Below are 25,604 nucleotides of genomic sequence, written 5' to 3' on the forward strand. Positions count from 1 at the left end.
CGAAGTGCCGCCGCCCTGGCCGTCGCTCGCACCGCCAACGGGACTGCTCTCGCCGCCGGCGACCGAGCCACCGCCGAACCCTGCGGAGCCCGCGCCGCCTCCGCCACCACCGCCACCGCAAGAAAGCAGCAGCCCGACAAGCAGTGCCAGAAAGCCGTTGCGCAGCCAAGTGCTCGTCATGCTTTTCGTCTCGATCGTTTGGAGGGAGCGGTGGGCAGTTCTCTAGCGTACTCGCTCGCACCGTTTTCGTAGTAGGTGTAGATGCCGACGCGGATGCGGCCCGAGGCTGATTCCTCGGCCTCGTCGTAGGCGCGCGTCATTTCCTTCGTCAGCTGGTAATGCAGCTCGCTCCAGCGCTCCCGCACGAACTGATGGATGCGTTCGCAATCATCGAGCGAAATCCCTCCTGCAAAGACGGATCGCTCCAGCAGTGGCGGTTCTGCGCCGAGCGTATTGGTCACGGCCGCGAGCAGGTGATCGCGCGTGTTGTCGCCAATAAAGGCGAGCATCGATTTCAGGTCCTTCGCCGGGACGAAAGCGGTGGCGTTGAGCTCGACGCGCCCTCCGTGCTCGACCGCCATGTTCAGACGCACCAGTTCGTCGAGAACGGCGCGGTGGTGGACGTTGCCGCGGCTGGCATGCCGGGCGACGGCCTCGAAGGAGGGTGCATCATCTTCCGCGACGATGGGCAGCGATCGGCGCGCCGGATTGTCGGCGAACATCTGCATCCACAAGGTCAGGGTTTTGGAGGCAGCCGACATCTCGGTGTGCGGCAGGGGATCTTCGGGCTCGCGCACCTTGGCGGTCACGGCCTTGCGGTTCAAGCCCGTGGTCACCGACAGCTGGCTGATGTTCGGCTCGCTGCCTTTGCTTTCGATCCATGCGCGGCGCGCTTCATCGAGCAAGAGGTCGCGCAGCAAGGCCTCCAGCTGCGCATGCTTGACGCCGAAGGCCAGCGCGAGTTTGACCAACGGACGCATGACGCGGGCGCAGGCGGTCAGGGTCCAAGAGACCCGACCTTCTTCGGTCGTTTTCGCTGGTTTGTCGCTCAACAAAAAGGTGCCCTGATCAAGCCTGGCGTTCTTCAATCCAGTGCGTTCCCTCGCCATGGATTCTGTTGCCCAACTCTACAGCGTGCGCAAGCTGGTCCCTGCTGTGCGGCGTAGCCGGAATCCACAAGCCGCCGTGGGATCCGTGACGCTGTTCCGGACGGACCTTTTCCGACCAGCGCAGCCTGATCTCGATCAGCACGGGCAATGTTCTGTGCGACACGTCGAGCCTCCCGACGGTGAAAGCAAGTGGGTGAACGTCTCTTTACGAGCGGGACAGCGACTTCAGTCGCCGTCTTACAGCCAGGCGCTGTTCACTATAAGACAAGAGCACTACAACTGTGAACACTTCCCATGGTGCGCCCGTCGCAATGGAGAAAAGGATGTCAAAAGTCACACGCAGAAGGAGCCCTGCCGCCAAGAAAAGGCATCGTCTCATCGCCTTGCGCCGTGGAGGGCCGGCTCAGCGGTCGGCCATCCGCAGCGAAAGGGACGCCTATCGGGCTTGGGCTGCGGCGAAGCGCCTCCGGAAGGCGGCCCAGGATCGCATCGTTTGCGCCTTCCGAAAACAGATCGACGGCGCAGGTTCCGGCCCCGCCGACACCGAGTTGCTGATATTCGCCAGGCGAGCAGTCGCAGAGCAGCGATCGTGGCGAAGCCTCGCCCAGGCCAAAGCGGAACGGTACTGCCGCGTTGCGTCTGTGTCGTGGGCCGTTCGCTCGCCGGTATGACGAAGTTTTGCGAGTCGTGTCATACGCCCAACAGGGACCGCGCCAGATATTGCTGTGGCTGTGCCGGTAAGTTTTCGGGCGTCCGCTCGGGCACGACGACGTTCGACACCACCGTCAGCGAGCCGCGCTGGATGCATACCGCTGCGCCCTCTGCGGTGTCATTGAACGCGGCTGCGCGCGAGCAGAACAGCTATCGATCCCCGAGACGCATCGGCTTTGTCCCGGTGCCGCACGGCGTCGACGTCTCCATCGTCTGGCTGTTGATCGTGCTGGCGCTCTTGCATGGGGCTTTCGTCTTCTGGTACCTGGGGCGCTCCGCGACACGCAGCCCGCCGCTCTCGAGCGCCGCCTCGTCCCTTTGGCAATCGGCGAGCCTGCCTGCGGAACGAACGAAAGCCGCGGTTCCGCCGCCGGCCGCCGTGCCGGTGGAACCATCGGCGGCAGCCTCGGCGCCGCCTTCCGCCCCATCGGAGAACCATGCGGTGAAAACTATTCCGCCGCCGCCCGCAGCGTCTGTGGGTCAGGCCGCGGCCGCCGATCCGCCGCCGCCGACGGCGCCTACGGACCCCCCAGTGGTGATCACTCAATCGGCCACGCCGGCAACGGAAGACGCAAAGCAGCCACCATCGCCGCAGACGCCATCAGGCCTGCCTTCCCAGGCCGCACCGGCTGACTCGGTCGCCCAAGACGACCCCGTTCCCCAGCCGCCCCGAACGACGGTGACGACAATTCGAGTTCCGTCGGGAACAGCGCGTGCCGCATCAGCGCCAAGGCCAAGTGTGCAGGTGCTGCCGGCGCCCAGAACTGCCGGGACGAACACGTTCGAAAGCAAGGCCGACGCGCCTGCCGCTCCGCCTCTTGCCTTGGCGACGCCAGCTACCGTTGATGCGCGCCCGGGCGCCAGCGATGCGCGTTCCGCAGTGCGCTCGGCCACGGAGTTTCAAGCCGCCGCCCCTCCTGTGGCAACGAGAAGCGCGGCCGCCTGCGACCGGTACAACCCCTTCGGGGAGGCGCCTTGCTTCAACGCCAGGCAATCGAGTCAGCTTGCGCGATCACCTCAAGTCGGCGGTTCGGGCTCGCTGTCAGGGATGACTGGCTTTTCTGGCGCGGCCAGCTCGGGTGCTGTCGGAAGAATGGCCAGGGCTGACCCTGCCAGGGGCAGCGCCGGGGATGGCGCCTCAGGGGACTCCGGTTCTGCTGGCGCCGGCGCCGGTGCGGGTGCGGGTGCAGGGGCCGGAGGTGGTTCAGGTGCGGGTGCCGGTGCAGGGGCCGGTGGTGGTTCAGGCGCGGGTGCCGGTGCGGGCGCGGGTGGTGGTCCAGGCGGAGGTGCGGGTGCTGGAGCCGGTGGTGGTCCAGGCGCGGGCGCCGGCGGAGGCGGAGGCGGAGGCGCGGGTGCTGGCGCTGGTGCTGGTGCTGGTGCTGGTGCTGGTGCTGGTGGTGGTCCGGGCGCGGGCGCGGGTGCGGGTGCGGGTGCGGGTGCGGGTGCGGGCGTGGGCGCCGGTGCAGGAGGCGGTGGTGGTCCGGGTGCAGGTGCCGGCGTTGGCGCAGGAGTTGGGGCCGGAGTGGGCGCAGGAGTCGGCGCCGGCGTTGGCGCCGGAGTCGGCGCAGGAGTCGGTGGCGGTGGCCCAGGCAGATAAGCCGGCGGCCAGGTGGAAGTTCGGTCAACTGCGGTGGTCGGCTTTCTCGGCTGGTAGCTCGGCAGCACTCAATCCGATAGCGGCGGGACCGTTGATCACGCGGCCCTGCATGTCGAATCGGGATCCATGGCAGGGGCAGTCCCACGACTTCTCGATGCTGTTCCACTCGACGATGCAGCCCAAGTGGGGACATGCCGCATCGAAGGCGTGAGCTACCCCGTGCGGATCGCGGTAGACGGCGATCTTGTGCAGGTGATGGCGAACGACGGCGCCATCGCCAGGCGCAATCTCGCGAATGTTGCTGACGTCGCCCGTTGTCAGCCAGTCCTTGTACCGGGCAGCCACGTTGGCATTCTCCTTGGCGAACTCGCCCGCGGCCTTGAGCGACTTGCGCGACGGGTGATAGGCCTTCGCCCATGGGTTTTCGCGATCGAGAATCAGGTCCGTCAGCAGCATGCCGGCGATCGTTCCGTGGGTCATGCCATTTCCGGAGTCGCCGGTGACGATGAAAACGTGATCGTCGCCCGGATTGCGGCCGATGAAGGCGAGGCCGTCGATCGGCTCCATCACTTGGCCGGACCAGCGATAAAGAGGCTGTCCGAGCGCCGGGAAGCGCGCGTGTGCCCACGCCGCGAGCCGCTCGAAGCGTGTCTCGGCGTCGTCCTTCTGCCCCGTCTTGTGGTCCTCGCCGCCGACGATCAAGAGATCGTGCATGTCGTCCAGACGGCCGGCAATGCGAACGTAGTGGTAGGGGTCCAGCGTGTCCCACCACTGCGCCCACGGCACGGAGTCCTTTTTGACGCGCAGGGCGACCACGAACGTGCGATACGCCGCCTGCTTCGTGTGGATGACGAACCGATTGTTGATCGGCGTGTTCGTGGCGACCACGGTGGCCGCGGCACTGACCACCTGTCCCTCCTGGGTCTTCACGCGCGTCGGATGGCCGTCCTCGACCTCGACCACGTGGGTGCCGCAATGGATGCGGCCGCCCAGCGCGACGATGCGCTGCGCCAAGCCGCCGAGATAGGCGAGCGGGTGGATCTGCCCTTGGCGCGGAAACAGCAACGCAGGTCCCAGGGGTTGAGTGGATCCAGGTGGAGCGTCGATCCGGGTCACGCCGGTCAAGCCGGCTCGACGCGCAGCATTCAGTTCTTTTTCGAGTTCGTCCTGCGGCGCATCCGGCGGAGAGAAGAGATAGCCGTCGACGCGGCGGAAGTCGCACTCGATGCCTTCGCCGCGGGCGATTGTTTCAATGCGGTCGATGGCGGCCGTATGGCTATGTGCCACCAGAAAGCTGACTTCCTCGCCGTGCTGGCTCTCGATGCGGTGGTAGCGATCGTCGAACGCATTCGACAGATGCGAGGTCGTACGGCCGGTCTCGCCGCTGCCGACGGGGCCGTCGTCGAGCACAAGCACTTTCCGGCCTTCCAGCAGCAACTGATAGGCGGTGCTCAACCCTGCGATGCCGGCGCCGATGATGCAAACATCCGTCGTGGAGTTCGCAGCGAGCGGTGAAAAGTCTGGAACGGAGACTTCCATCCAGAACGAACGGGTCGCGCCTGAATCGCTGGGCATGGCGTCCTCGCAGTGAGCATTCGAGCCGGCCTCCAACGCCGGAGAAACCCAGCCAAATCAAGCGCGTCGAGACGATGGGGCGATGTGAGGAAATGGCTCGACCCGGAGTCAGTAGGGTCCAACATGCCCTGGCGCAGACGCCGCGCGCTTTCAGGCAGGCATACTCGAACAGGTCACAACGCCTGCATCCCACTGAATGGACAAAGAAGTCGACCCCGCAGTCCTTGCGGTCATCAACGAAAAGCGCCTGTTGGGCGAGAAGCGCACGCCCGTCGACATCATCGCCAAGATGGGTGTGTTCGATGCACGCCAGAAGGCGTCCGAGTACGCCTGGCTGGCGACGGGCGACATCGTCATCGCCACCATCTGGGCAGAGTTCGTGCGGATCGGGACTGGCGGGCGGTGGTTCTATCTCGAGTCTCTGGATACGCAGCATCGGATCGGCGGCGGAGAGCGCACCGCTCTCCAAGTTCAGCGAGCCAAGGACAGACTCGAATTGCTCAAGCGCTCGCTGGACGCAGCCCGGGGGTTCCGGGCGGTACTGCAGACGAACCGGGTACCCATCCTCGATCTGGAAAACAACCGGGCCGCCAAGGTCTCGACACGCGTCCCGGACGACGAAGAATGGCATGTCGCTGCGTGGGATGCCGATCAAAGACTGGCGGTTCTGGTTCGAGGCCCGCGCGGATGGCTGCCGACCGAAGAAGACATGCAAGCCGCACGGGCGCGGGGCGGCGTTCCGCCTGCTGCGCCGCAAGGCCCGTCGGGTCAGGCATCCCGAGAAGAGGTCCAAGCGGCTGCGATGGACTACCTGACGCGTCACTTCGCGGGCTACGGGTACAAAGCCGAGAACGTGGCCGGCCAAAAGCTCGGCTACGACATCGAGGTGTCGGACAAGAAGGGCGCCATACTGCTCAAGCTCGCGGTGAAGGGTACTGCGGCTGGAATGACCGGGTTTCAACTCACGGGGGAGGAGCGGGCATGCGCGAAGCGGGGAGACCCCTGGCGCCTTGCGGTGGTCACGGACGCCTTCGGCCCCGCGGCGCAGCACAAGCTCTACAAGCCCTCCGAGATCGACAACGCACCCGGGCTGGAACCGCTGCTTGAATAGAGGGCACTGACATCGATCGCGGAAGGCGCTAAGGTTGACGAACCCTCCGATCTGGAGAACAAACTGCGCGGGTTGCTTCGGGTGTTCGGAATCTGCTTGCCGCCTCGCGCGGACCCTCTACGTTGCGTACAGTCCGTAAGTTCCATTGATCGTCGGCCGGGCTCGTGTCTCGACCCGGACGGAAAACGCCCATGAGTTCGCCCAGACCCCCAACCCTGCACGAGTTCGCCGTGCTGCGTGTGCTTCGCGCCGAGGCCGAGCACCTGCCGCGCACAGCCGCAAGGATGGCGGCGACCTATCTGCCCGCCATCGAATTGCCCACCACTTGGCGGCCGGTGCTGGCACGAGCGCTCGAGGAGCGAGCCGGCGACGTGACATGTCCGCCGCTCGATGAACTGCAAGCCGAGTACGGCAGATGGGGCGCATGGCTGCCTGCCGCCTATCACGGCGATGCAACGGACGCGCGCTACTGGCTGGTGGGGCTGCAAGAGCACGCGGCCGAGTACCTGCCCCGATCACCACCCGCGCCGTGACGGCGCGCGCCGCTGACGCGGGCGAGCCGCGGCGCCCTGAAGTCGATCGGCGGCAGGTAACGCGTCTGCGGCCTTCAGGCGTCCCGCTCAGGCCGCGACATAGCCCGGGTACTGCCGGCAGATCTCGTCCACCGCGCTGAGCGTGCCCGACAGGTGCTTGCGCAGCGCCGCCTGGGCGGCGGCCGGGTCCTTGGCGTCGATGGCGCGCACGATGGCGCGGTGGTCGCGCAGGATCGCCTCGGTCTTGCCGGCGCTGGGCAGGTGCAGGCGGCGCAGCCTGTCCACGTGGCCCGAGACGCGGCCCACCAGCTCCCACAGGTCGGGCACGCCGCCGGCTTCGTACATCAGGCGATGGAAGGCGCGGTCGGCGCCGACGAAGTCGCCGTAGCGCTGTGCCGTTGCCAGCGCCGCCTGCTGCGCGATGGTGGCCTTCATCTGCTCGACGAGCCCCGGCGGCGCCTCCAGCGCGAGCTGGTGCACCAGCTCCAGCTCGATGGAGCGGCGCAGGAAATGCGCCTGGCGTGCCGCCGCGATGTCGATGCGGCTGACCAGCGTCGCGTGTTGCGGGAACACGTCCACCAGCCCTTCCTCGCTGAGGCGCAGCAGGGCCTCGCGCACCGGCGTCTGGCTCACGCCGAAGTGGTTGGCCAGTTCCTGCCGCGCCAGCACGGTGCCGGGTGCCAGCTCCAGCGACAGGATGGCGTCGCGCAGCTTTTCCAGCACCTGGGGTGCGGCCAGGCGGGTGCGGTCGAGTCGGATCTTCGGGAGGGGGCTCATCGGGGCTGGATTGTGGCATTGACGTACTAATATATTAGTGTTTTAATCCCGCCGACGCGACTGCGATCCCAGAGACAAACCGATGAAACGCCTCTACGAATCCCTGCGCAGCGCCCGCTGGTTCGCACCCGACGACTTCCGCTCCTTCGGCCACCGCTCGCGCGTGCTGCAGATGGGCTACAGCTATGCCGACTGGATGGGCAAGCCGGTGATCGCCATCGTCAACACCTGGAGCGATGCCAATCAGTGCCACTCGCATTTCAAGCAGCGGGTGGACGATGTCAAGCGCGGCGTGCTGCAGGCGGGCGGCTTCCCGCTGGAGCTGCCGGCCATTTCGCTGTCGGAAAGCATGGTCAAGCCCACCACCATGCTCTACCGCAACTTCCTCGCGATGGAAACCGAAGAGCTGCTGCGCAGCCACCCCGTGGACGGCGCGGTGCTGATGGGCGGCTGCGACAAGACCACGCCCGGCCTCACGATGGGCGCGCTCAGCATGGGCATTCCCTTCATCTACCTGCCGGCCGGCCCGATGCTGCGCGGCAACTGGAAGGGCAAGGTGCTGGGCTCGGGCTCCGACGCCTTCAAGTACTGGGACGAGCGCCGCGCCGGGCGCCTCGGCGAGCAGGCCTGGAGCGAGATGGAAGCCGGCATCGCCCGCAGCCACGGCACCTGCATGACCATGGGCACGGCCGCCACCATGATGGGCATCGCCGAGGCGGTTGGCCTCTGCCTGCCGGGAGCCTCCAGCATTCCCGCGGCCGACGCCAACCACATCCGCATGAGCGCAGACTGCGGCCGCCGCATCGTCGAGATGGTGTGGGAAGACCTCACTCCCGCGAGGCTGCTCACGCGTGCCAGTTTCGAGAACGGCATCGCCTGCGCGATGGCCATGGGCTGCAGCACCAACGCCATCGTGCACCTGATCGCGATGTCGCGCCGCGCCGGCCATGCGGTGAGCCTGGACGACTTCGATGCCTTCAGCCGCCGGGTGCCGGTCATCGCCAACATCCGGCCCAGCGGCGACGCCTACCTGATGGAGGACTTCTTCTACGCCGGCGGCCTGCCTGCGATGCTGGAGCGCATCCGCGGCCACCTGCAGACCGAGGCGCTCACCGTCAACGGCCGCACGCTCGGCGAGAACATCGCAGGCGCCGAGGTCTACGACGACGACGTCATCCGGCCGCTCGCCAACCCCATCTATGCCGAAGGCGCGCTGGCTGTCCTGCGCGGCAACCTGGCGCCCGACGGCGTGGTGATCAAGCCCAGCGCCTGCGCGCCGCACCTCTTGCAGCACAGCGGCCGCGCGCTGGTGTTCGACGACTACCCTGCCCTCAAGAAGGCGGTGGAAGACCCCGGCCTCGACGTGACGGGCGACGACATCCTGGTGCTGCGCAACGCCGGCCCGCGCGGCGCCGGCATGCCGGAGTGGGGAATGCTGCCGATCCCGACCAAGCTGCTGAAGCAGGGCGTCAAGGACATGCTGCGCCTGTCCGATGCACGCATGAGCGGCACCAGCTACGGCGGCTGCCTGCTGCACTGCTCGCCCGAGGCGGCCATCGGCGGCCCGCTGGCGCTGGTGAAGACCGGCGACCGCATCAGCGTGGATGTGCCGGCGCGGCGCATCCACCTCGAGATCAGCGACGAGGAACTCGCGCAACGCAAGGCCCGGTGGACGCCGCCGCCGCCGCGCTACGAGCGCGGCTATGGCTGGATGTTCGGCCGCCACATCAAGCAGGCCAACGAAGGCTGCGACTTCGACTTCCTGGAAACCGGCTTCGGCAAGCCGGTGCCCGAGCCCGACATCTTCTGACCGGCCTTTTCAGCCCCACCTTTCGAGAACGGAGACCCCCGTGAATCCCGCCACCCGCGAGCAGCTCATGAAGGTGAGCACCGCCACCCTGTGCACGGCCCTGTTCAAGCGCGGCCTGCGCAACCAGTTCATCCAGGACGTGCGGCCGCTCGATCCCGGCCTGCCCAACATGGTGGGCGAGGCCTTCACGCTGCGCTACATGCCGGCGCGCGAGGACCTGAACCCGATCAGCGTCTTCCTCGACCGCAACCATCCGCAGCGCCAGGCGGTGGAGCAGTGCCCCGAAGGCGCCGTGCTGGTGATCGACAGCCGCAAGGACGCGCGCGCCGCCTCGGCCGGCGGCATCCTGGTCACGCGACTGATGAAGCGCGGCACCGCCGGCGTGGTGACCGACGGCGGCTTCCGCGACAGCCCCGAGATCGCGAAGCTCGGCTTCCCGGCCTACCACTGCCGCCCGAGCGCGCCGACCAACCTCACGGTGCACCAGGCCATCGACATTAACGTGCCCATCGGCTGCGGCGACGCGCCCGTGTTTCCCGGCGACGTGATCGTGGGCGATGCCGAAGGCGTGGTCGTCATTCCGGCCCACCTGGCCGAAGAGATCGCCGCCGAGGCGACCGAGATGACGGCCTTCGAGGACTTCGTGCAGGAAAAGGTGCTCGAAGGCCGCTCGATCCTCGGCCTCTACCCGCCGACCGACGAACAGAGCCGCAGCGATTTCGCGGCCTGGCGCCAGGCCAAGGGCCGCTGAGTCCTATTTTTCTTTTTCGAGAATCCAAGGAGACAAACCATGTTTTTCACCCGCCGCGCCGTGGCGCTGCTGCTGGCCGCGCTCGCCCCCGTGGCCGCCTGGGCCCAGGCCCCCGAGTGGCCGGCCGCCAAGCCCATCGTCTACGTCGTGCCCTTCACGCCCGGCGGCTCCACCGACATCGTCGGCCGCACGCTGGCCCAGAAGCTGGGCGAAAGCCTCAAGCAGTCGGTGGTGGTCGAGAACAAGCCCGGCCAGGCCGGCGGCATCGGCGCCGCCTACGTGGCGAAGGCCGCGCCCGACGGCTACACCCTCTTCGGCGGCACCATCAGCACGCACGCCATCAATGCCAGCCTCTACAAGAAGCTGCCCTACGACCCGATGAAGGACTTCGAGCCGGTCTCGCTGGTCGCGCGCCTGCCCAACGTGCTGATCGTCAACAGCCAGCTCGGCGTGAATTCGGTGGCCGAACTGGTGGCGCTCTTAAAGAAGGACGAGAGCAAGCGCAGCTTCGCCTCCTCCGGCGCCGGCACCTCCACCCACCTGGCCGGCGAGATGTTCGCCGACCTGATCGGCGTGAAGCTCACCCACGTGCCGTACAAGGGCACGCCGCCGGCCATGACCGACGTGGCGGCGGGGCTGGTGCCCTTCATGTTCGACCAGGTGACGGCGGCGCTGCCGCTGGTCAAGAGCGGCAAGCTCAAGCTGCTGGCCGTGACGACCGGCAAGCGCATCGCGCTCGTGCCCGAACTGCCGACCATGATCGAATCGGGCATTCCCGGCTTCGAGATGTCGTCGTGGCAGGCGGTGTATGCGCCCAAGGGCACGCCCAAGCCGATCGTGCAGCGCCTCAACGCCGAGATCGTCAAGGCGCTGAAGCAGCCCGACGTGCAGGCCAGGCTCTCGGATCAGCTGGCGATGGAGATCGTCGGCAGCACGCCGGAAGAACTGCGCGAGCACATGGCGCGCGAGATCCCGCGCTGGGCCGAGCTGGTGAAGAAGTCCGGCGCGACGGCAGACTGAGCCGAAGCAGCGGCTCCCTAGAAATCGACCAGGCTCAACCCGATGCTCAGCACGGTGCGCTTGCGGTTGTAGTCGACCAGCGTGTCGCCGTAGCCGTGGAACAGCTGCGTGTGGAAGCGCAGGTTGCTCCTGCTCGAGTTGCCGATGTCCTTGAGCCATTCGAGCCGCACCGAGCCGCGTCCGCTCTCGCGCAGGTTGTTGCGCACCGTCAGCCCGAGCGTGTTGTAGGGGTTCAGGTTCCAGCGGCCCGTGAGCTCGGCGCGGCCGATGTAGTTGGAGATGTCGGGGTTGTCGTCTTTCGCAGCATCCTCATGCAGACGCTGCCACACGCGGCCGGTGAGGGTGAAGCGGTCGCCCAGCTCCATGCCGCCCATCAGGTAGACGCGGTTCCAGCTGCGCGAATAGGGCAGGCTCTGGCCGTTCGACTGGTGCACCAGGCCGAGCCCCGCATAGCGCCAGCGCCACCCGCCCGCCAGTGGCACGTCGGTCGGATAGACGTACATCAGCTCCGGCTCGTGGTCGGTGGTTCGGAAGGGCCGCGAGATCGCACCGTTGAAGAGCTGCCAGGTCGATTGCTGGCTGTAGCCGAACCACAGCGAATCCTTCTTGACCGGATCGTTCTGCGTCAGCATGCCCTGGGCCAGCTTGGTCCGCACCGAGAGGCCGATGCGCATCTCGTTGGCCTGGTAGGCGATGGAATCGCCGGTGTGGCCGGCGGCGGGCGAGGTCGGCGTCTGCGGCTTGTTCGTGGCCGCCGTGGCGGACACATTGAGCGGCCGGTAGCCGCGGAAGCTGAAGGTGCCGCAGTCGGTGCCGTTCTCGAGCTCCCAGAAGCGCGAGAGCAAGGAGTACTGGCTGTCGCGGCAGCCATCCACGGTCGCGACCGAGACCACGCGCGTGGCGGGCACCGCGGCGTCCACCGGCGCCGGCGGCTGGGTGTTGGCGAGCACCGGCGGTGCCACAGGCACCGACACGGCCGGCAGCGTCTGCTGCTGCGCCCAGCGGTCGAAGCAGGCCAGCCGCGCTTCCTTGTTGTCGGCAAGGCGCTGGCACTGCTGCCAGGTCAGCTGCGCGTCGGCGAGCGGGCTCGGCGGGTTCTGTGCCGGTTGCGCGTGCGCGCCTGCGCTGCCGAGGCCGGCAAGGAGCGCGGCGAATAGGGTGGTATGTGTGTTCGTCATTGCCAACTCCCCGTCTTGTTCAGTACAAAAGGACGTGTGCTGTCGTCGGCGGCGTTTCGCCAGGTTCCTCTGAACTCCTTGCCGCAGGATCCCGCCTGCAGCTCGCCGAGCCAGACGCCGCTGATGGCACGGCCGTCCATCGATTCGTCGATGTTGAGCAGGCCCTCGTCGTCGATGTCGCCCGCGAGCTGCGCGACCGAGGGGCTTGCCGCGCCGTCGTCGCGCGTGATGGTGCCGCGCACGCCGGCGTATTCAGGATGCCTGGCGAGCTGCAGCCGCGCGATGCCCGGCACGCCTTCGAAGCGCGCCTCCCATTGGCCGTAGAGCGCCTCGACCGGCAGTTCGCGGCCGCTGGCGGGGCATGCAGGCTGGGCCGCCGCGCTGCCGGCGGCCATGCACAGGGCGAGGAACAGCACACTGCACTTCATGGGGCTGCCGCCGCAGCGGCCGCCGCTGCGGCAGCGTTGTCCTGGACCTTGCGCGCGAATTCGGCGCGCAGTGCCTTGAGTTTCTCGCGCGGGTCTTCCTTGATGGTCTTCTTGTCGAGCGCCATCTCGGCGATGAAGCGGCTCGGCTGCGCCGGCACCATCTCGCGGCCCTGCTTGCGCCGCTTGGTCCAGCTCACCGCCAGGCTGCGCTGCGCGCGCGTGATGCCCACGTACATCAGGCGGCGCTCTTCCTGCAGCCGCTGCAGCGTGTCGTCGCTGACCTTCTCCTGCCGGCCGCCGTCGTCGTCGAGCTTGAAGGGCAGCAGTCCCTCGGTCACGCCGACCAGCATCACGTGCGGCCATTCGAGGCCCTTGGCCGCGTGCAGCGTGGAGAGCGTGACCACGTTCTGGTCCTTCTCGCGCTCGCTGATGGTGGACAGCAGCGAAATGGTCTGCGCCACTTCGAGCAGGCTCTTGCGTTCGCTCTCCACGTTGGCGCCGGAACTGCGTGCCCCCACGCTCGGCACTGGCGTGTCCTCGCTGCCCCCCGAGGGGGCTCTCGCGGCTTGGAGCGGTCCGGCGCCGCTCGCATCGTCGATCTGCCCGCCGCAGCGCTGCGCCATCCAGTCGCAGAACTCGAGCACGTTGGTCCAGCGGCTGGCCGCGGCCTGCTCGCTGTCCTCGCCGTCGTAGAGGTGCTTCTCGTAGTCGATCTCTTTCAGCCAGTCGGCCAGGAAGCTGCGCGCATCCTCGGCGCCCATGGTGCGGCGCGCGCGGTATTCGAGGTCGTTGATGTAGCGGCCGAACTCGTGCAGCCCTTCCTGCGCGCGCTTTTGCATCACGCTCGGCAGCGAGGGCGAGAACAGGGCCTCGAACAGGCTCAGCTTGTACCGGCTCGCGAAGGTGCCGAGGCTGGCCAGCGTGGTGTGGCCGATGCCGCGCTTGGGCGTGGTCACGGCGCGCAGGAAGGCCGGGTCGTCGTCGTTGTTGACCCAGAGACGGAACCAGCCGCACAGGTCCTTGATCTCGGCGCGGTCGAAGAAGCTCTGGCCGCCGGAAACCTTGTACGGGATCTGCGCGCGGCGCAAGGCCTGCTCGAACACCCGGGCCTGGTGGTTGGCGCGGTAGAGGATTGCAAAGTCGCGGAACTCCTTGTACTGCTGGCCTTGCGTTGTGGCGTCGCCGCCGCGCAGGCTCTGGATGCGCGCCACCGTGCGCTCGGCCTCGTGCGCCTCGCTGTCGGCATCGACCACGCGCACCGGCTCGCCCTCGCCGAGCTCGCTGAACAGCGTCTTCGGAAAGAGCTTGGGGTTCGGCCCGATCACGTTGTTGGCGGCGCGCAGGATCGCGCTGGTGCTGCGGTAGTTCTGCTCGAGCTTGATGACCTTGAGACTCGGGTAATCGATTGGCAATTTCTTCAGGTTGTCGAGCGTCGCGCCGCGCCAGCCGTAGATCGACTGGTCGTCGTCGCCCACCGCGGTGAAGCGGCCGCGCTCGCCGACCAGCGCCTTCAGCACCTCGTACTGCGTGGCGTTGGTGTCCTGGTATTCGTCGACCAGCACGTGGCCCAGCGCGGCCTGCCACTTGGCGCGCACCTCGTCATGCTGCTGCAGGAGCTTGAGCGGCATGCCGATCAGGTCGTCGAAATCCACGCTCTGGTAGGCAGCGAGCCGCTCTTCGTAGCGACCCATGATGCGCGCGGTGATGCGCTCGTTGTCGTCGGCAGCCTGGGCCTCGGCCTGCGCGGCGTTCAGGCCCATGTTCTTCCACTTGCTGATGGTCCACTGCCAGATGCGCGCGGTCGCGGCGTCGGTAGTGCCGCCGGCGTCCTTCAGGATCTTGGTCACGTCGTCGCTGTCGAGGATGCTGAAGGCCGGCTTCAGGCCCAGCACGGCGCCGTCTTCCCGCATCATCCGCACGCCCAATGCGTGGAAGGTGCAGACCACCACGTGCTTCGCATCGCGCCCGATCAGCCCCTTGGCGCGCTCGCGCATCTCGGACGCGGCCTTGTTGGTGAAGGTGATGGCGGCAATGCGCTTGGGCTCCAGGCCGGCCTGGATCAGCCGCGCGATCTTGTGCGTGATGACGCGCGTCTTGCCCGAACCCGCACCGGCAAGCACGAGGCAGGGGCCGTGCATGTAGTTGACGGCTTCTTGTTGCGCGAGGTTGAGACCGGAGGACATGAGGGGGCAGGGGAGGGGAGGCGCAAAGCGGGCAATGATACGGGGCGCCGTCGGACGACCGAAGGTGTATGGCGGTGTTAGACCTGTTCGCATTTGTGATCGGCGCCGCGCATGAAGAAAACAAGACATCCGCTCACCATCGCCTTCTGGTCCGCGCTCGCCACGGTGGTGGCAACGCTGGTCGTGCTGAACTTCCTGCCCGGCGAAAAGAAGATCGAGCAGCACATCGAGCGCGAGTACAGCCTGCACGACGCGCAGTTCCGCCGTGCGATGGGCGTCCTGCTCGGGCCGCCGGTCACCGAGGGCAACCGGTTCGAGGCGCTGATCAACGGCGACCGGATCTTTCCGCCGATGCTCGCGGCCATCCGCGGCGCGAAGAAGAGCGTCACCTTCGAGACCTACATCTACTGGTCCGGCGACATCGGCCGCGCCTTTGCCGATGCGCTGTCGGAACGCGCCCGCGCCGGCATCAAGGTGCACGTGCTGCTCGACTGGGTAGGCAGCCAGAAGATCGAGAAGAAGTTTCTGCAATCGATGGAAGAAGCGGGCGTGGAGATCCGCAGGTTCCACAAGCCGAGCTGGTACGACATCGCACGCTTCAACAACCGCACGCACCGCAAGCTGCTGGTGGTCGACGGCGCGGTGGGCTTCACCGGCGGCGTGGGCATCGCGCCCGAATGGACCGGCAACGCGCAGGACCCCGACCATTGGCGCGACTCGCACTACAAGGTGGAAGGGCCGGTGGTCGCGCAGATGCAGGCCGTGTTCATGGACAACTGGATCAAGGCATCGGGCGAGGTGCTGCACGGCGAGCGCTACTTTCCGGCCATTGCGCTGCGCGGCGGCGGCGCGGCCCAGATGTTCAGCAGCTCCCCCTCGGGCGGCAGCGAGAGCATGCACCTGATGTACCTGCTGTCGATCGCGGCGGCCACCCGGACCATCGATCTCTCGAGCGCCTACTTCGTGCCCGACGATCTCGCGCGCGCTGCCCTCATCGCCGCGGCGAAGCGCGGCGTGCGCGTGCGCATCATCACGCCCGGCCCGATCATTGACGCGCAGACCGTTCGCCGCGCGTCGCGCGCCGGATGGGGTCCGCTGCTCGAAGCCGGCGTGCAGATCAGCGAATACCAGCCGACCATGTACCACTGCAAGGTGATGGTGGTCGACGATCTGTTGGTGTCGGTCGGCTCGACCAACTTCGACAACCGTTCCTTCCGCCTCAACGACGAGGCCAACCTCAACATCTACGACGAGGCCTTCGCCCGCGCGCAGGTGGCGGTGTTCGAGGAGGATCTCGCGAAGAGCAAGGCGGTGAGCTTCGCCCAGTGGCAGGAACGGCCATGGCGCGAGAAGCTGCTGGAGAACCTGGCCGCGCTGCTGGGGCCGCAGCTCTGAGCATCGCGGCAACGACAATCGCCCGCGTGCTGCAGATCCTCTTCGTCACCATCCCCTTCTTCGCCTTGATCGCCGCCGGCTACGCAGCGGCTCGCACCGGCGCGCTGCCGCTCGCGGCGATTCCGGGGCTTAATGCCTTCGTGCTCTATTTCGCGCTGCCGTGCATGCTGTTTCGCTTCGGCGCTGCAGCGCCGATCGCGCAGCTGCTCGATGCCGGCGTGGCGCTGGTGTGGGGCGCCAGTGCGCTGATCGTGGTGGCGGCCACGGTGGTCCTGGCGCGCAGGCAGCGCATCGGCTGGAACGATGCGGCCTTCGGCGCGCTGGTGGCCGCGTTTCCGAACACGGGTTTCATGGGCGTGCCGCTGCTGATTGCGATCCTCGGGACGCAGGCGGCGTCGCCGATGATCATCACGATCGCCTTCGACCTGGTCGTGACCTCGTCGCTGTGCATCGCGCTGTCGCGGCTGGCCGGCGCCGACGAGCACGGTGCGGCCAAGGCGGCCCGGCAGGCCTTGCGCGGCATCGTGCAGAACCCGATGCCGTGGGCCATCGTGCTCGGCGGGCTGGCATCGGCCACGCGTCTTGCGCTGCCGGCGCCGGTCGAGCGCACGATCGCGATGCTGGCCGACGCCGCCTCGCCGGTGGCGCTGTTCGCCATCGGCGCGGTGCTGGCGCGCTCGGCGCTTCTGGCGCGCGAGCACCGCGCCAGCGCGCTCGTCGCCGCCGCGATGGGAAGCGGCTCGCAGCCGCTGCGGCAGGCGAGGCTGGCCGACGTGCTGTCCGTCGCGGCGATCAAGCTGCTGCTGCATCCCTTGCTGGTCTATGGCCTCGCGCGAGGCGCGATCGCGCTGGGCCTGCCGCTCGGCCAGCCGGCGCTGGCGGCGATCGTTCTGGTGGCTGCGCTGCCGAGCGCGAGCAACGTAGCGATGCTGGCCGAGCGCTTCGGCGCCGACAACGGGCGCATCGCGCGCATCATCCTGTGGACCACCGTGGCGGCCTTCTTCAGCTTTCCCCTGGCGGCAAGGTGGATGGCTAGTCGGGGCTAACTTCGGCAGCCAATTGCGGTCGCAATCTCTGTTTCAGAATATTTCCTACACGACGCCGCCACGCCCCGGCGGATAGTGTGAACTATTGCTTTTGACTAATGCTTAGGTTTGCATTTGCGCTGCTAAAGTGGCGCCAGATACCGGGGGAACTGCATGACGACTTTGACGCGCTGGGTGCTTTGGGTGGCGTGGCTCGCCACCGTCAGTTTGCTTTGGCTTGCGGGTGCGCTGGGCATCGGCAGTGCGCTCGCGACGGGCGTAGCGAGCCTTTTGCTGTTCGCATGGCCGGGTCATTCGCACCGGCGGCGCCGCTCGGAGCTGCGCTACATCGAGATGGGCAAGCAGCCCGTGGGCCTGCCCTGAGCCGCGCTCAGATGCTGTGCGGGTCCACGTCGACCAGCCAGCGGATCACGCCCTTGCCTTCGGGCTGCCGCCGCAGCTCGTGCAACAGCGGCTGCCAGGCCGCCAGCAGGCGCTGCAGCGCCGCACGCGACGCGCTTTCGACCAGCATCTGCGCCCGCTCCACATTCGCCACGCGCTGGATCGCCAGCGGCACGGCCGGGTAGCGGGTCACGCGCTCGGCCCCCGGGAGCGCATCGGCCGCCTGGCTCGCGGCATTCAGAAAAGCCTGCGCCGCCTCCTGCGTGCGGGCGTCGGCCCGCAGCAGCGCCTGGAAGGCGCAGGGCGGCATGCCCGCGGCGGCACGCTCTTCGAGCTCGCGCTCGGCGAAAGCCGGGTAGTCGTGGTGTCGCAGTGCCGCGAACAGCGCGTGCTCCGGATGGTGGGTCTGGATCCACATCTCGGCGGTCGCGCCCTGCGCTGAAAGATAAGCAGCGTCACGCCCCGCGCGCCCCGCCGACTGCATCAGCAGGCTGAACAGCCGTTCCGGCGCGCGGAAGTCGCTGGAGAAGAGAGCACCGTCGGGGTTGACAGCGGCCACCAGCGTGATGCGCCGGAAATCGTGGCCCTTGGCGATCATCTGCGTGCCCACCAGCACGTCGACCTCGCCCGCGTGCACGGCGGCGAGCTGCGATTCGAGCGCGCCCTGTTTGCGCGTGCTGTCGGCGTCGATGCGCGCGATGCGCACCGCGCTGCCGTCGGGCCGCTTCACGCTCGCGAACAGCTCGCCCAGGTGCTCCTCGAGGCGTTCGGTGCCGCGGCCCACCGGCGCGATGTCGGGATTGCCGCAGGCCGGACAGGCGCGCGGCACGCGTTCGGTGAAGCCGCAGTGGTGGCAGCGCAGCGTGCGGTCGATCTTGTGGAACACGCGGTAGGCGCTGCAGTGCGGGCATTCGCTCTTCCAGCCGCAGTCGCCGCAGGCCAGCACCGGCGCATAGCCGCGCCGGTTGAGGAACACCATGCTCTGCTCGCCGCGCGCGATGCGCTGCCCGATGGCATCGAGCAGCGCGCCCGACAGCACGGTCCTAGGCGGCTGCAGCCTCATGTCGACCAGCCGCACCGCGGGCAGCGCCACGGCACCGATGCGCGAGGGCATGGCGAGCCGCCGATAGCGTCCGCCGGCGTCTTCGCCCGCGGCCGGCCGGCTCTGGTGCCAGCTTTCGAGGGAGGGGGTGGCGGAGCCCAGCATCACCTTCGCGCCTTCGCGCTGGCCGCGCCATACCGCCAGGTCGCGCGCCGAGTAGCGCGCACCTTCCTGCTGCTTGTAGCTGGGGTCGTGCTCTTCGTCGACCACGATCAGCTTCAGCGCCGGCATCGAGGCGAAGACCGCCATGCGCGTGCCCAGCACGATGCGCGCCGCGCCGCTGTGCGCCCCGAGCCAGCTGGCCAGGCGCTGCGGATTCGTCATGCCGCTGTGCAGCGAGACCACGGCGCCGCTGCCGAAGCGTTCCTTGAAGCGTGCTTCGAGCTGAGGCGTGAGGTTGATCTCGGGCACCATCACCAGCGCTTGCGCGGCCGGCTCGCGCACCAGCAGCGCCGCCACCGCCTGCAGGTAGATCTCGGTCTTGCCGCTGCCTGTGCTGCCGAACAGGAGGAAGGGGCCGCTCTCGGCATCGAAGCGGGCCAGTGCATCGGCTTGCTCGGCAGACAGTGTCGGGCCGTCGGGCGCCGCGCCGGCGGCAGGGGCATGCGCGGGCACGGCTTGCCGCTTGAGCCGCCGCGCCAGCTGCGCTGCGCTCAGGTCGCGCAGCTGCGGCGGCAGCGCGGCCAGCGCGATCTCCCCCAGCGAGCGCTGGTAGTAGCGGGCGGCAAAGGCCACCAGGTCCCGCCAGGCATCGTTCAGCGGCGGCAATCCATCGAGCACGGCGGCGACGGGCTTGAGTTTGGCGGGCGCCGCGCCGTCCTCGAGCGCATGAACCGACCATGCCACGCCCAGCACCTCGCGGCGACCCAGCGGCACCCGCAGCAGCGACCCGATGGCCGGCGCTTCGGCGCTGGCGTAGCTCAGTACATCCCCTAATGCGCTGTGCGCGGGAGTCTGGACTGCGACGTCGACGCGCCAGTTCAAGGCGGGGTCCTGTTACGACCGTTGGTTAAAGCGAGTTGGAGCAATGTGACTTAAGTCGTTGATTTGCCTGCGCTTTGGAAGCCATCCAGAGTTTGTGTGGATAACTTTGTTGATATCCCGGCCCGACTCGCCGCCAGCCCTTGAAAATCAAGGCTCCGGCTGGAATGCCCGTAAAAAAAGCAAAGTTCAAAATCCATATAAATCAATGACTTAGCGGCGCTATCGCTTTAGGAGCAGGGATTTGCAGTCCGAAGATATTTTTGCGCGGCGCAGCAAGTGTTTTGTGCATAAGTCAGTCGGTCCTCACCCTTTCGACTTGACAAATGCGAATCGGTCGTTCTCAGGTACTTACAACCTATAACAGTCACTTCAAACACGCAGCGCGCGCGACTGCGCATGCACGGCAGCGACCAGCGCCGCGACATGGTCGGGCGGCGTGAACTGGCTGATGCCGTGGCCCAGGTTGAAGATGTGGGTCGGCCCGCTCGAAGCGCGATCGGTATGCGGCCGGCCGAAGCTCTGCAGCACCTTCGCGACCTCGGCCTCGATCTGCGCCGGCGCGGCGAACAGCACGTTGGGATCGATGTTGCCTTGCAGCGCCTTGGCTGCTGTACCTTCGCCCACCAGCGCGCGGGCGCGGCCGAGGTTGACGGTCCAGTCGAGGCCCAGCACCTCGCAGTCGAGCGCGCGCATGTCCTCGAGCCAGAGTCCGCCGCCCTTGGTGAAGACGATGCGCGGCACCGGCAGTCCGTCGGCGCCCTCGCGCTTCAGCTGCGCGAGCACGCGCGCGGTGTAGGCGAGGCTGAAGTCTTGGAACGCGCCATCGGCCAGCACGCCGCCCCAGCTGTCGAACACCATCACGGCCTGGGCGCCGGCGTCGATCTGCGCGTTCAGGTAGGCGGCCACGGCATCGGCATTCACCGCGAGCAGGCGGTGCATGAGATCGGGGCGGCCGTAGAGCAGGGTCTTGACCTGGCGGTAGTCGCTCGAGCCTGCCCCTTCGACCATGTAGCAGGCCAGCGTCCAGGGGCTGCCCGAGAAGCCGATCAGCGGCACCCGGCCATCGAGCGCGCGGCGGATCGATGCGACCGCGTCGAACACGTAGCGCAGCTTGGCCATGTCGGGCACCTCGAGCGCGCCGATCGCGGCCTCTTCGCGCACCGGCCGCGCGAAACGCGGGCCTTCGCCGGCCTCGAAGGAGAGGCCCAGGCCCATCGCATCGGGCACCGTAAGGATGTCGGAGAACAGGATCGCGGCGTCGAGCGGATAGCGTTCGAGCGGCTGCAGCGTGACCTCGGTGGCGTAGTCCACGTTGGTGGCCAGGCCCATGAAGCTGCCGGCGCGGGCCCGCGTCGCCACGTATTCGGGCAGGTAGCGCCCGGCCTGGCGCATCAGCCAGACGGGGGTGTGATCGGTGGCCTGGCGCCAGCAGGCGCGCAGGAAAGTGTCGTTCTGGAGGGGCGCGAAAGGCATCCGGCGATTGTCGCAGGGCAGGGTCATTCGGCGCCGCGGCCCAATGCCAGCGCCAGAAAATCGACGAAGGCGCGCACGCGCGTCGAGAGCTGGTAGCGCTGCGGGTAGACCGCGTAGATGTCGGCGCCGGGCGTGCGGTACTGGGGCAGCACCTGCACCAGCCGGCCGCTGCGCAGGTGGCGGTCGATGTCCCACTCGGCGCGCATCACGATGCCATGCCCGTCGAGCGCCCACCTGACCGCGATCTCGCCGTCGTTGGTCGTGAGGCTGCCGCGCGTCTTGATGGCCTCGGTGCGCTGGCGCGCGCCGCGGCCGGTGCTGAGGCGCCACAGGCCGTAGGCCTCGTCGCCCTGCCGGATGCCGATGCAGTTGTGCCGCATCAGGTCGCGCGGCGCTTTCGGCTGGCCGCAGCGCGCCAGGTAGGCCGGTGAGGCGCAAAGCAGGCGCTGGTTGGCCGCGATGCGCCGCGCGATGACGCGCGCGTCCGGCGGTTCGCCGAAGCGGATGCAGACGTCGAAGGCGTCCTCGCTGAAGGGCGGCGGATTCACCGACAGCTGAAGCTGCACGTCGACCTCCGGATGGCTGCGCACGAAGCGCGAGATCACCGGCGCCACGTGCGTGCGGCCGAAACCCAGCGTCGCGTTCACGCGCAGCAGGCCCTTGGGGCTGCCCTTCGACTGGCTCAGCAGTTCGTCCAGGTCGGCGATCTCGTCGAGGATGCTGCGTGCGCGTTCGAGCAGCACCTCGCCCTCGGGCGTGAGGCTCATGCGGCGCGTGGTGCGATTGACCAGCGTCACGCCGAGGCGGCCTTCCATCTGGGCCAGCCGCTTGCTGACGGCGGCCGTGCTGATCCCCAGGTCGCGGCCGGCCGCGCTGAGGCTGGGGGCGCTCGCCAGCGCCGAGAAGAAGCCGAGTTCGGCCGGTTGGATGCCGCTGGTCATGGGATTCGATTGTTGACTGCAGGTTAACGATGGATTGAATCTAGGGGCGCATCGTCGACCTGTCCAGCTTCTACAGTCGGGCCCATCTTTCAACAGGGGCAGACGCATGAAGACATATCGCATCGCGACCATTCCCGGCGACGGCATCGGCAAGGAAGTGATCCCCGCCGGCCGGCAGGTGATGGAGGCGCTGGCCGCCGCCTCGGGCGGCCAGCTGGGTTTCGAGTTCGAGGATTTCGACTGGGGCGGCGACTGGTTCCGCCGGCACGGTGTGATGATGCCGGACGACGGCCTGGCCGCGCTGCGCGACAAGGACGCCATCCTGTTCGGCTCCGCCGGCGATCCGCACATCCCCGACCACGTCACGCTGTGGGGCCTGCGCCTGAAGATCTGCCAGGGCTTCGACCAGTACGCCAACGTGCGGCCGACGCGAATCCTGCCGGGCATCGACGGGCCGCTCAAGCGCTGTACGCCGGAGCAGCTGAACTGGGTGATCGTGCGCGAGAACTCCGAGGGCGAGTACGCCGGCGTCGGCGGCCGCGTGCACCAGGGCCATCCGATCGAGGCCGCGACCGACGTCAGCATGATGACCCGCGCCGGCGTCGAACGCATCATGCGTTTCGCCTTCCGGCTCGCGCAGTCGCGCCCGCGCAAGCTGCTGACCGTGGTCACCAAGTCGAACGCGCAGCGCCACGCGATGGTGATGTGGGACGAGATCGCGGTGCAGATCGCAAAAGAGTTTCCCGATGTCACATGGGACAAGGAGCTGGTCGACGCCGCCACCGCCCGCATGGTCAACCGCCCGGCCACGCTGGACACCATCGTCGCCACCAACCTGCATGCCGACATCCTGAGCGACCTGGCGGCCGCGCTGGCCGGCAGCCTGGGCATCGCGCCCACCGGCAACATCGATCCGGAGCGTCGCTACCCCTCGATGTTCGAGCCGATCCACGGCTCCGCCTTCGACATCATGGGCAAGGGCCTGGCGAATCCGGTCGGCACCTTCTGGTCGGTCGTAATGCTGCTCGAACACCTGGGCGAGGGCGAGGCCGCCGCGCGCCTGATGCAGGCGGTGGAGCATGTCACCGCCAACCCTGCGCTCCATACCCGCGACCTCGGCGGTACCGCGACGACCGACGACGTGACCCGCGCCGTCAGCGGCTACATCGCCGCCACGCAGGCGCAGCGCCGCGCGGCCTGAACGCGCGCCGCCGGAACCACAACGACATGGAGACAACAATGAACTCTTTCTTCCCGCTGCGCCGCCGTCGCCTCGTGCAAGCCGGCGCCCTCGCACTCGGCCTGGCCTCCACGCTGGGGTCGACGCAGGCTTTCGCGCAGCAACCCTGGCCCGCCAAGCCCATCAGCCTGATCGTGCCCTTCCCCTCGGGTGGCACCACCGACGTGCTGGCCCGCGCGCTGGCCGACCGGCTCTCGCAAAGCCTCGCCCAGCCCGTGGTGGTCGAGAGCAAGCCGGGCGCCGGTGCGACGCTGGGCGCCGACTATGTGGCCAAGGCCAAGCCCGACGGTTACACGCTGCTCATGGGTGCGGTGCACCACACCATCGCGACCAGCGTCTACAAGAAGCTGCCCTACGATTTCCAGAAGGACCTGGCGCCCATCACCGTCGTGGCCATGGTGCCCAACGTGCTGGTGGTCAACGCCGCCAATACCCCGGCCAGGAACGTCGCCGAACTCGTGGCGCTCGCCAAGTCCGCGAAGGACAAGCTGGCCTACGGCTCCAACGGCAACGGCACCGCGCAACACCTGATCGGCACGCAGTTCCAGGCCAGCACCGGCGCCGAACTGCTGCACGTTCCCTACAAAGGCAGCGGCCCGCTCACCACCGACCTGCTCGGCGGCCAGGTGGCGATGTCCTTCGACACCATCACGCCGGTGCTGCAGCACATCAAGAGCGGCAAGCTGCGCGCGCTGGCCGTGACCACTGCGAAGCGCTCGTCGGTGCTGCCGGAGGTGCCCACGCTCGAGGAGGCCGGGCTCAAGGGCTTCGACATCGGCACCTGGTTCGGCGTGCTCGCGCCGGCGGCCACGCCCAAAGAGGTGGTGGCGCGCCTCAACGCGGAGATGGTGAAGATCATCCGGTCGCCGGAATTCGTCGAGCGCATGCAGGCGATCGGCGCAGAGCCGCTGGGTGGCAGCTCGCAGGAAATGGCGCGCCGGATCCGCGAGGAGACGGCGAAATTCGAGAAGCTGGTGAAGGAGGGAAAGGTCGCGGTCGAGTAGGGCTGTTGAGAGGCCTAGCGCCAGGGAGTCGCGCCCCGGGTGAGCCGCGAGTGCTCGACCATGACGCAGCGGTCCTGCACCACGTCCAGCCCGGCCGCGCGGCCTTTGGCTGCCGCGGCCTCGTTGATGATGCCGAGCTGCATCCAGAGCGCCGGCGCGCCGATGGCGATGGCTTCGTCCATCACCGGCGGGACGTCTGCGGAACGGCGAAACACGTTCACCAGGTCGATCTTCTCGTGCTTCGCGGCCTCGGTCAGCGTCGGGTAGGCCTTCTCGCCGAAGACCTCGCGGGTGTTCGGGTTGACCGGCACGATGCGGAAGCCGCGCGCCTTCATGTATTGCGAGACGCCGTAGCTGGTGCGATGCGGGCTCGGCGAGAGGCCGACGACGGCGATGGTGCGCGTGCGCGCGAGCAGCGCGCCGATGTCGGTGGGCGGGGTTGCGTCTTTCATCGCGCCATTTTGTGGCGCGGCGCGCAACCTGCCGCTCAGGCCTTGTACTTGATCGAGCAGCCGTAGGGCTTGGTCGCGGCTGCGCTGATGGGCTTGCCGCCGAAGGCTTCGCCGAGCGCCTGGTTCACGTAGTTGGTGGCGCTCTTGATGTCCTCGGCGCGCGCCGATGGAATGCTGTCGATGCCGCCTGCGTACACCAGCACGCCCTTGGGATCGATGATGAAAAGGTGCGGCGTGGTGCGCGCGGCGTAGGCGCGGCCGATCACGCCGTCCTCGTCCATCAGCACGGCCGTGGGCGCGGCCGACTGCTCCTTCATCCAGGCATCGAGTGCGGCCGGTTTCAGGTAGTCGCTGGCGGCCCGCTCGGTCGAGTTGACCGAGAGCCAGACCACGCCCTTGTCGGTGGCCGCCTTCTGGGTGGCAGGCATGTTGCCGCTGCCGTAGTGCTTGCGCACGAAGGGGCAGCCCGGGTTGGTCCATTCGAGCACCACGAACTTGCCTGCGAAATCCGACAGCCGGTGCTGCTTGCCGCTGGTGTCGACCGCGACGAAATCCGGCGCCTTCTGGCCCACGGCCGGTGCGGCGAGGGCATGGGCGTTCATGAGGAAAGTGGCGCCGAGCGCCACCGCGGCGGCCATCACGGCGCGGCGCGAGGCCCGGCTCAGGGCGGCACGGGCATTGCGCGCGGCCCGGTAGGAACGCGAGTCGGAGGATGACGATGAAGCCATGGTCAGCTTGAACTCCTGTCAATAAATTCAACAACCGCCACAGCTTAGAGCGGTTTTCTCACCTGCTTGTGACAA

The 25,604-nt window shown here is 67.9% G+C and carries 23 protein-coding genes; 10 read left to right on the forward strand and 13 right to left on the reverse strand.

Annotated elements, in window-relative coordinates; translation table 11 throughout:
- The 4 genes from EJI01_RS29110 to EJI01_RS24670 all read right to left on the reverse strand — a co-directional run.
- Positions 1-180 (reverse strand): hypothetical protein (locus EJI01_RS29110; protein ID WP_221885709.1); only part of this gene is annotated, 180 nt, incomplete at its 3' end.
- A complete protein-coding gene (locus tag EJI01_RS24660; protein WP_312846085.1) occupies positions 177-1,088 on the reverse strand; it encodes a DUF6502 family protein in 912 nt (303 codons plus the stop codon). The genes EJI01_RS24660 and EJI01_RS29110, both read right to left, overlap by 4 nt.
- Positions 1,069-1,251 (reverse strand): hypothetical protein, encoded by a 183-nt coding sequence (locus EJI01_RS28890; RefSeq protein WP_185879045.1) that lies wholly within the window; start codon positions 1,249-1,251, stop codon positions 1,069-1,071. Before EJI01_RS28890 ends, EJI01_RS24660 begins: the two co-directional genes overlap by 20 nt.
- 2,190 nt (positions 1,252-3,441) lie before the next feature.
- Positions 3,442-4,992: an FAD-dependent oxidoreductase gene (locus tag EJI01_RS24670; RefSeq protein ID WP_126839763.1), complete on the reverse strand. Its 1,551-nt coding sequence runs from the start codon at positions 4,990-4,992 to the stop codon at positions 3,442-3,444.
- Between the two features lie 196 nt (positions 4,993-5,188).
- Between EJI01_RS24670 and EJI01_RS24675 the strand changes: the two genes are divergently transcribed.
- Together EJI01_RS24675 and EJI01_RS24680 are read left to right on the forward strand one after the other, a co-directional pair.
- The gene (locus EJI01_RS24675; protein WP_126839764.1) at positions 5,189-6,103 is read left to right on the forward strand and encodes a protein NO VEIN domain-containing protein; all 915 of its coding nucleotides are present in this window, start codon (positions 5,189-5,191) and stop codon (positions 6,101-6,103) included.
- Positions 6,104-6,294: 191 nt separating this feature from the next.
- A complete protein-coding gene (locus tag EJI01_RS24680; RefSeq protein WP_126839765.1) occupies positions 6,295-6,636 on the forward strand; it encodes a hypothetical protein in 342 nt (113 codons plus the stop codon).
- 87 nt (positions 6,637-6,723) lie between these two features.
- On the opposite strand, the gene EJI01_RS24685 is transcribed toward EJI01_RS24680, so the two are convergent.
- A complete protein-coding gene (locus EJI01_RS24685) occupies positions 6,724-7,413 on the reverse strand; it encodes a GntR family transcriptional regulator (protein ID WP_126839766.1) in 690 nt (229 codons plus the stop codon).
- 82 nt (positions 7,414-7,495) lie between these two features.
- On the opposite strand from EJI01_RS24685, the gene araD reads away from it, so the two are divergent.
- Genes araD through EJI01_RS24700 form a run of 3 tightly spaced genes read left to right on the forward strand, consistent with a single transcriptional unit; the run spans position 7,496 to position 10,994 of the window.
- Positions 7,496-9,223 (forward strand): L-arabinonate dehydratase, encoded by a 1,728-nt coding sequence (araD, locus tag EJI01_RS24690; RefSeq protein WP_126839767.1) that lies wholly within the window; start codon positions 7,496-7,498, stop codon positions 9,221-9,223.
- A gap of 40 nt (positions 9,224-9,263) precedes the next feature.
- The gene (locus EJI01_RS24695; protein WP_126839768.1) at positions 9,264-9,974 is read left to right on the forward strand and encodes a ribonuclease activity regulator RraA; all 711 of its coding nucleotides are present in this window, start codon (positions 9,264-9,266) and stop codon (positions 9,972-9,974) included.
- 39 nt (positions 9,975-10,013) lie between these two features.
- Complete coding sequence (locus EJI01_RS24700) at positions 10,014-10,994, forward strand: Bug family tripartite tricarboxylate transporter substrate binding protein (RefSeq protein ID WP_126839769.1); 981 nt, start codon at positions 10,014-10,016, stop codon at positions 10,992-10,994.
- A gap of 17 nt (positions 10,995-11,011) precedes the next feature.
- On the opposite strand, the gene EJI01_RS24705 is transcribed toward EJI01_RS24700, so the two are convergent.
- Genes EJI01_RS24705 through EJI01_RS24715 form a run of 3 tightly spaced genes read right to left on the reverse strand, consistent with a single transcriptional unit; the run spans position 11,012 to position 14,783 of the window.
- The gene (locus EJI01_RS24705; RefSeq protein ID WP_126839770.1) at positions 11,012-12,172 is read right to left on the reverse strand and encodes a phospholipase A; all 1,161 of its coding nucleotides are present in this window, start codon (positions 12,170-12,172) and stop codon (positions 11,012-11,014) included.
- The gene (locus EJI01_RS24710; protein ID WP_260602667.1) at positions 12,169-12,600 is read right to left on the reverse strand and encodes a hypothetical protein; all 432 of its coding nucleotides are present in this window, start codon (positions 12,598-12,600) and stop codon (positions 12,169-12,171) included. Before EJI01_RS24710 ends, EJI01_RS24705 begins: the two co-directional genes overlap by 4 nt.
- Complete coding sequence (locus tag EJI01_RS24715; RefSeq protein ID WP_126839771.1) at positions 12,597-14,783, reverse strand: ATP-dependent helicase; 2,187 nt, start codon at positions 14,781-14,783, stop codon at positions 12,597-12,599. The genes EJI01_RS24710 and EJI01_RS24715 overlap by 4 nt, the downstream gene beginning before the upstream one ends.
- Before the next feature lie 111 nt (positions 14,784-14,894).
- On the opposite strand from EJI01_RS24715, the gene EJI01_RS24720 reads away from it, so the two are divergent.
- From EJI01_RS24720 to EJI01_RS24730, 3 genes are all read left to right on the forward strand, one after another.
- Positions 14,895-16,178, forward strand: a complete 1,284-nt coding sequence (locus EJI01_RS24720; protein WP_126839772.1) for a phospholipase D-like domain-containing protein — start codon at positions 14,895-14,897, stop codon at positions 16,176-16,178.
- Between the two features lie 26 nt (positions 16,179-16,204).
- Positions 16,205-17,224 carry an AEC family transporter gene (locus tag EJI01_RS24725; RefSeq protein WP_126839773.1) on the forward strand — a complete coding sequence of 340 codons (1,020 nt, stop codon included), beginning with the start codon at positions 16,205-16,207 and terminating at the stop codon, positions 17,222-17,224.
- A gap of 153 nt (positions 17,225-17,377) precedes the next feature.
- Positions 17,378-17,587, forward strand: a complete 210-nt coding sequence (locus tag EJI01_RS24730; protein WP_126839774.1) for a hypothetical protein — start codon at positions 17,378-17,380, stop codon at positions 17,585-17,587.
- Between the two features lie 7 nt (positions 17,588-17,594).
- On the opposite strand, the gene priA is transcribed toward EJI01_RS24730, so the two are convergent.
- The 3 genes from priA to EJI01_RS24745 form a co-directional block, all read right to left on the reverse strand.
- Complete coding sequence (gene priA / locus EJI01_RS24735) at positions 17,595-19,691, reverse strand: primosomal protein N' (protein ID WP_126839775.1); 2,097 nt, start codon at positions 19,689-19,691, stop codon at positions 17,595-17,597.
- A gap of 369 nt (positions 19,692-20,060) precedes the next feature.
- Positions 20,061-21,164 (reverse strand): uroporphyrinogen decarboxylase, encoded by a 1,104-nt coding sequence (gene hemE, locus EJI01_RS24740; RefSeq protein ID WP_126839776.1) that lies wholly within the window; start codon positions 21,162-21,164, stop codon positions 20,061-20,063.
- Between the two features lie 23 nt (positions 21,165-21,187).
- On the reverse strand, positions 21,188-22,105 hold the full coding sequence (locus tag EJI01_RS24745) for a LysR family transcriptional regulator (protein ID WP_126839777.1): 918 nt from the start codon (positions 22,103-22,105) through the stop codon (positions 21,188-21,190).
- A 106-nt stretch (positions 22,106-22,211) separates the two neighbouring features.
- Here EJI01_RS24745 and EJI01_RS24750 point away from each other — a divergent pair, with 106 nt between their 5' ends.
- Positions 22,212-23,306, forward strand: coding sequence for a tartrate dehydrogenase (locus EJI01_RS24750; RefSeq protein WP_126839778.1), 1,095 nt, complete (start codon positions 22,212-22,214; stop codon positions 23,304-23,306).
- Between the two features lie 38 nt (positions 23,307-23,344).
- Complete coding sequence (locus EJI01_RS24755; RefSeq protein ID WP_126839779.1) at positions 23,345-24,349, forward strand: Bug family tripartite tricarboxylate transporter substrate binding protein; 1,005 nt, start codon at positions 23,345-23,347, stop codon at positions 24,347-24,349.
- A gap of 14 nt (positions 24,350-24,363) precedes the next feature.
- Here EJI01_RS24755 and EJI01_RS24760 read toward each other — a convergent pair whose 3' ends face one another.
- Both EJI01_RS24760 and EJI01_RS24765 read right to left on the reverse strand, forming a co-directional pair.
- Positions 24,364-24,801, reverse strand: a complete 438-nt coding sequence (locus tag EJI01_RS24760) for a CoA-binding protein (protein ID WP_126839780.1) — start codon at positions 24,799-24,801, stop codon at positions 24,364-24,366.
- Between the two features lie 35 nt (positions 24,802-24,836).
- Positions 24,837-25,529: a redoxin domain-containing protein gene (locus tag EJI01_RS24765; RefSeq protein WP_126839781.1), complete on the reverse strand. Its 693-nt coding sequence runs from the start codon at positions 25,527-25,529 to the stop codon at positions 24,837-24,839.
- Positions 25,530-25,604: the final 75 nt, after the last annotated feature.

The sequence above is a fragment of the Variovorax sp. MHTC-1 genome, assembly GCF_003984645.1.
Classification (GTDB): Bacteria; Pseudomonadota; Gammaproteobacteria; order Burkholderiales; family Burkholderiaceae_C; genus Variovorax.

Bases quoted from the DNA above. Each gene is read 5' to 3' on its own strand.
- EJI01_RS24670 (WP_126839763.1), bottom strand. From the start codon at position 4,992: ATGCCCAGCGATTCAGGCGCGACCCGTTCGTTCTGGATGGAAGTCTCC.
- EJI01_RS24675 (WP_126839764.1), top strand. From the start codon at position 5,189: ATGGACAAAGAAGTCGACCCCGCAGTCCTTGCGGTCATCAACGAAAAG.
- EJI01_RS24680 (WP_126839765.1), top strand. From the start codon at position 6,295: ATGAGTTCGCCCAGACCCCCAACCCTGCACGAGTTCGCCGTGCTGCGT.
- EJI01_RS24685 (WP_126839766.1), bottom strand. From the start codon at position 7,413: ATGAGCCCCCTCCCGAAGATCCGACTCGACCGCACCCGCCTGGCCGCA.
- araD (WP_126839767.1), top strand. From the start codon at position 7,496: ATGAAACGCCTCTACGAATCCCTGCGCAGCGCCCGCTGGTTCGCACCC.
- EJI01_RS24700 (WP_126839769.1), top strand. From the start codon at position 10,014: ATGTTTTTCACCCGCCGCGCCGTGGCGCTGCTGCTGGCCGCGCTCGCC.
- EJI01_RS24705 (WP_126839770.1), bottom strand. From the start codon at position 12,172: ATGACGAACACACATACCACCCTATTCGCCGCGCTCCTTGCCGGCCTC.
- EJI01_RS24710 (WP_260602667.1), bottom strand. From the start codon at position 12,600: ATGAAGTGCAGTGTGCTGTTCCTCGCCCTGTGCATGGCCGCCGGCAGC.
- EJI01_RS24715 (WP_126839771.1), bottom strand. From the start codon at position 14,783: ATGTCCTCCGGTCTCAACCTCGCGCAACAAGAAGCCGTCAACTACATG.
- EJI01_RS24720 (WP_126839772.1), top strand. From the start codon at position 14,895: ATGAAGAAAACAAGACATCCGCTCACCATCGCCTTCTGGTCCGCGCTC.
- EJI01_RS24730 (WP_126839774.1), top strand. From the start codon at position 17,378: ATGACGACTTTGACGCGCTGGGTGCTTTGGGTGGCGTGGCTCGCCACC.
- hemE (WP_126839776.1), bottom strand. From the start codon at position 21,164: ATGCCTTTCGCGCCCCTCCAGAACGACACTTTCCTGCGCGCCTGCTGG.
- EJI01_RS24745 (WP_126839777.1), bottom strand. From the start codon at position 22,105: ATGACCAGCGGCATCCAACCGGCCGAACTCGGCTTCTTCTCGGCGCTG.
- EJI01_RS24750 (WP_126839778.1), top strand. From the start codon at position 22,212: ATGAAGACATATCGCATCGCGACCATTCCCGGCGACGGCATCGGCAAG.
- EJI01_RS24755 (WP_126839779.1), top strand. From the start codon at position 23,345: ATGAACTCTTTCTTCCCGCTGCGCCGCCGTCGCCTCGTGCAAGCCGGC.
- EJI01_RS24760 (WP_126839780.1), bottom strand. From the start codon at position 24,801: ATGAAAGACGCAACCCCGCCCACCGACATCGGCGCGCTGCTCGCGCGC.
- EJI01_RS24765 (WP_126839781.1), bottom strand. From the start codon at position 25,529: ATGGCTTCATCGTCATCCTCCGACTCGCGTTCCTACCGGGCCGCGCGC.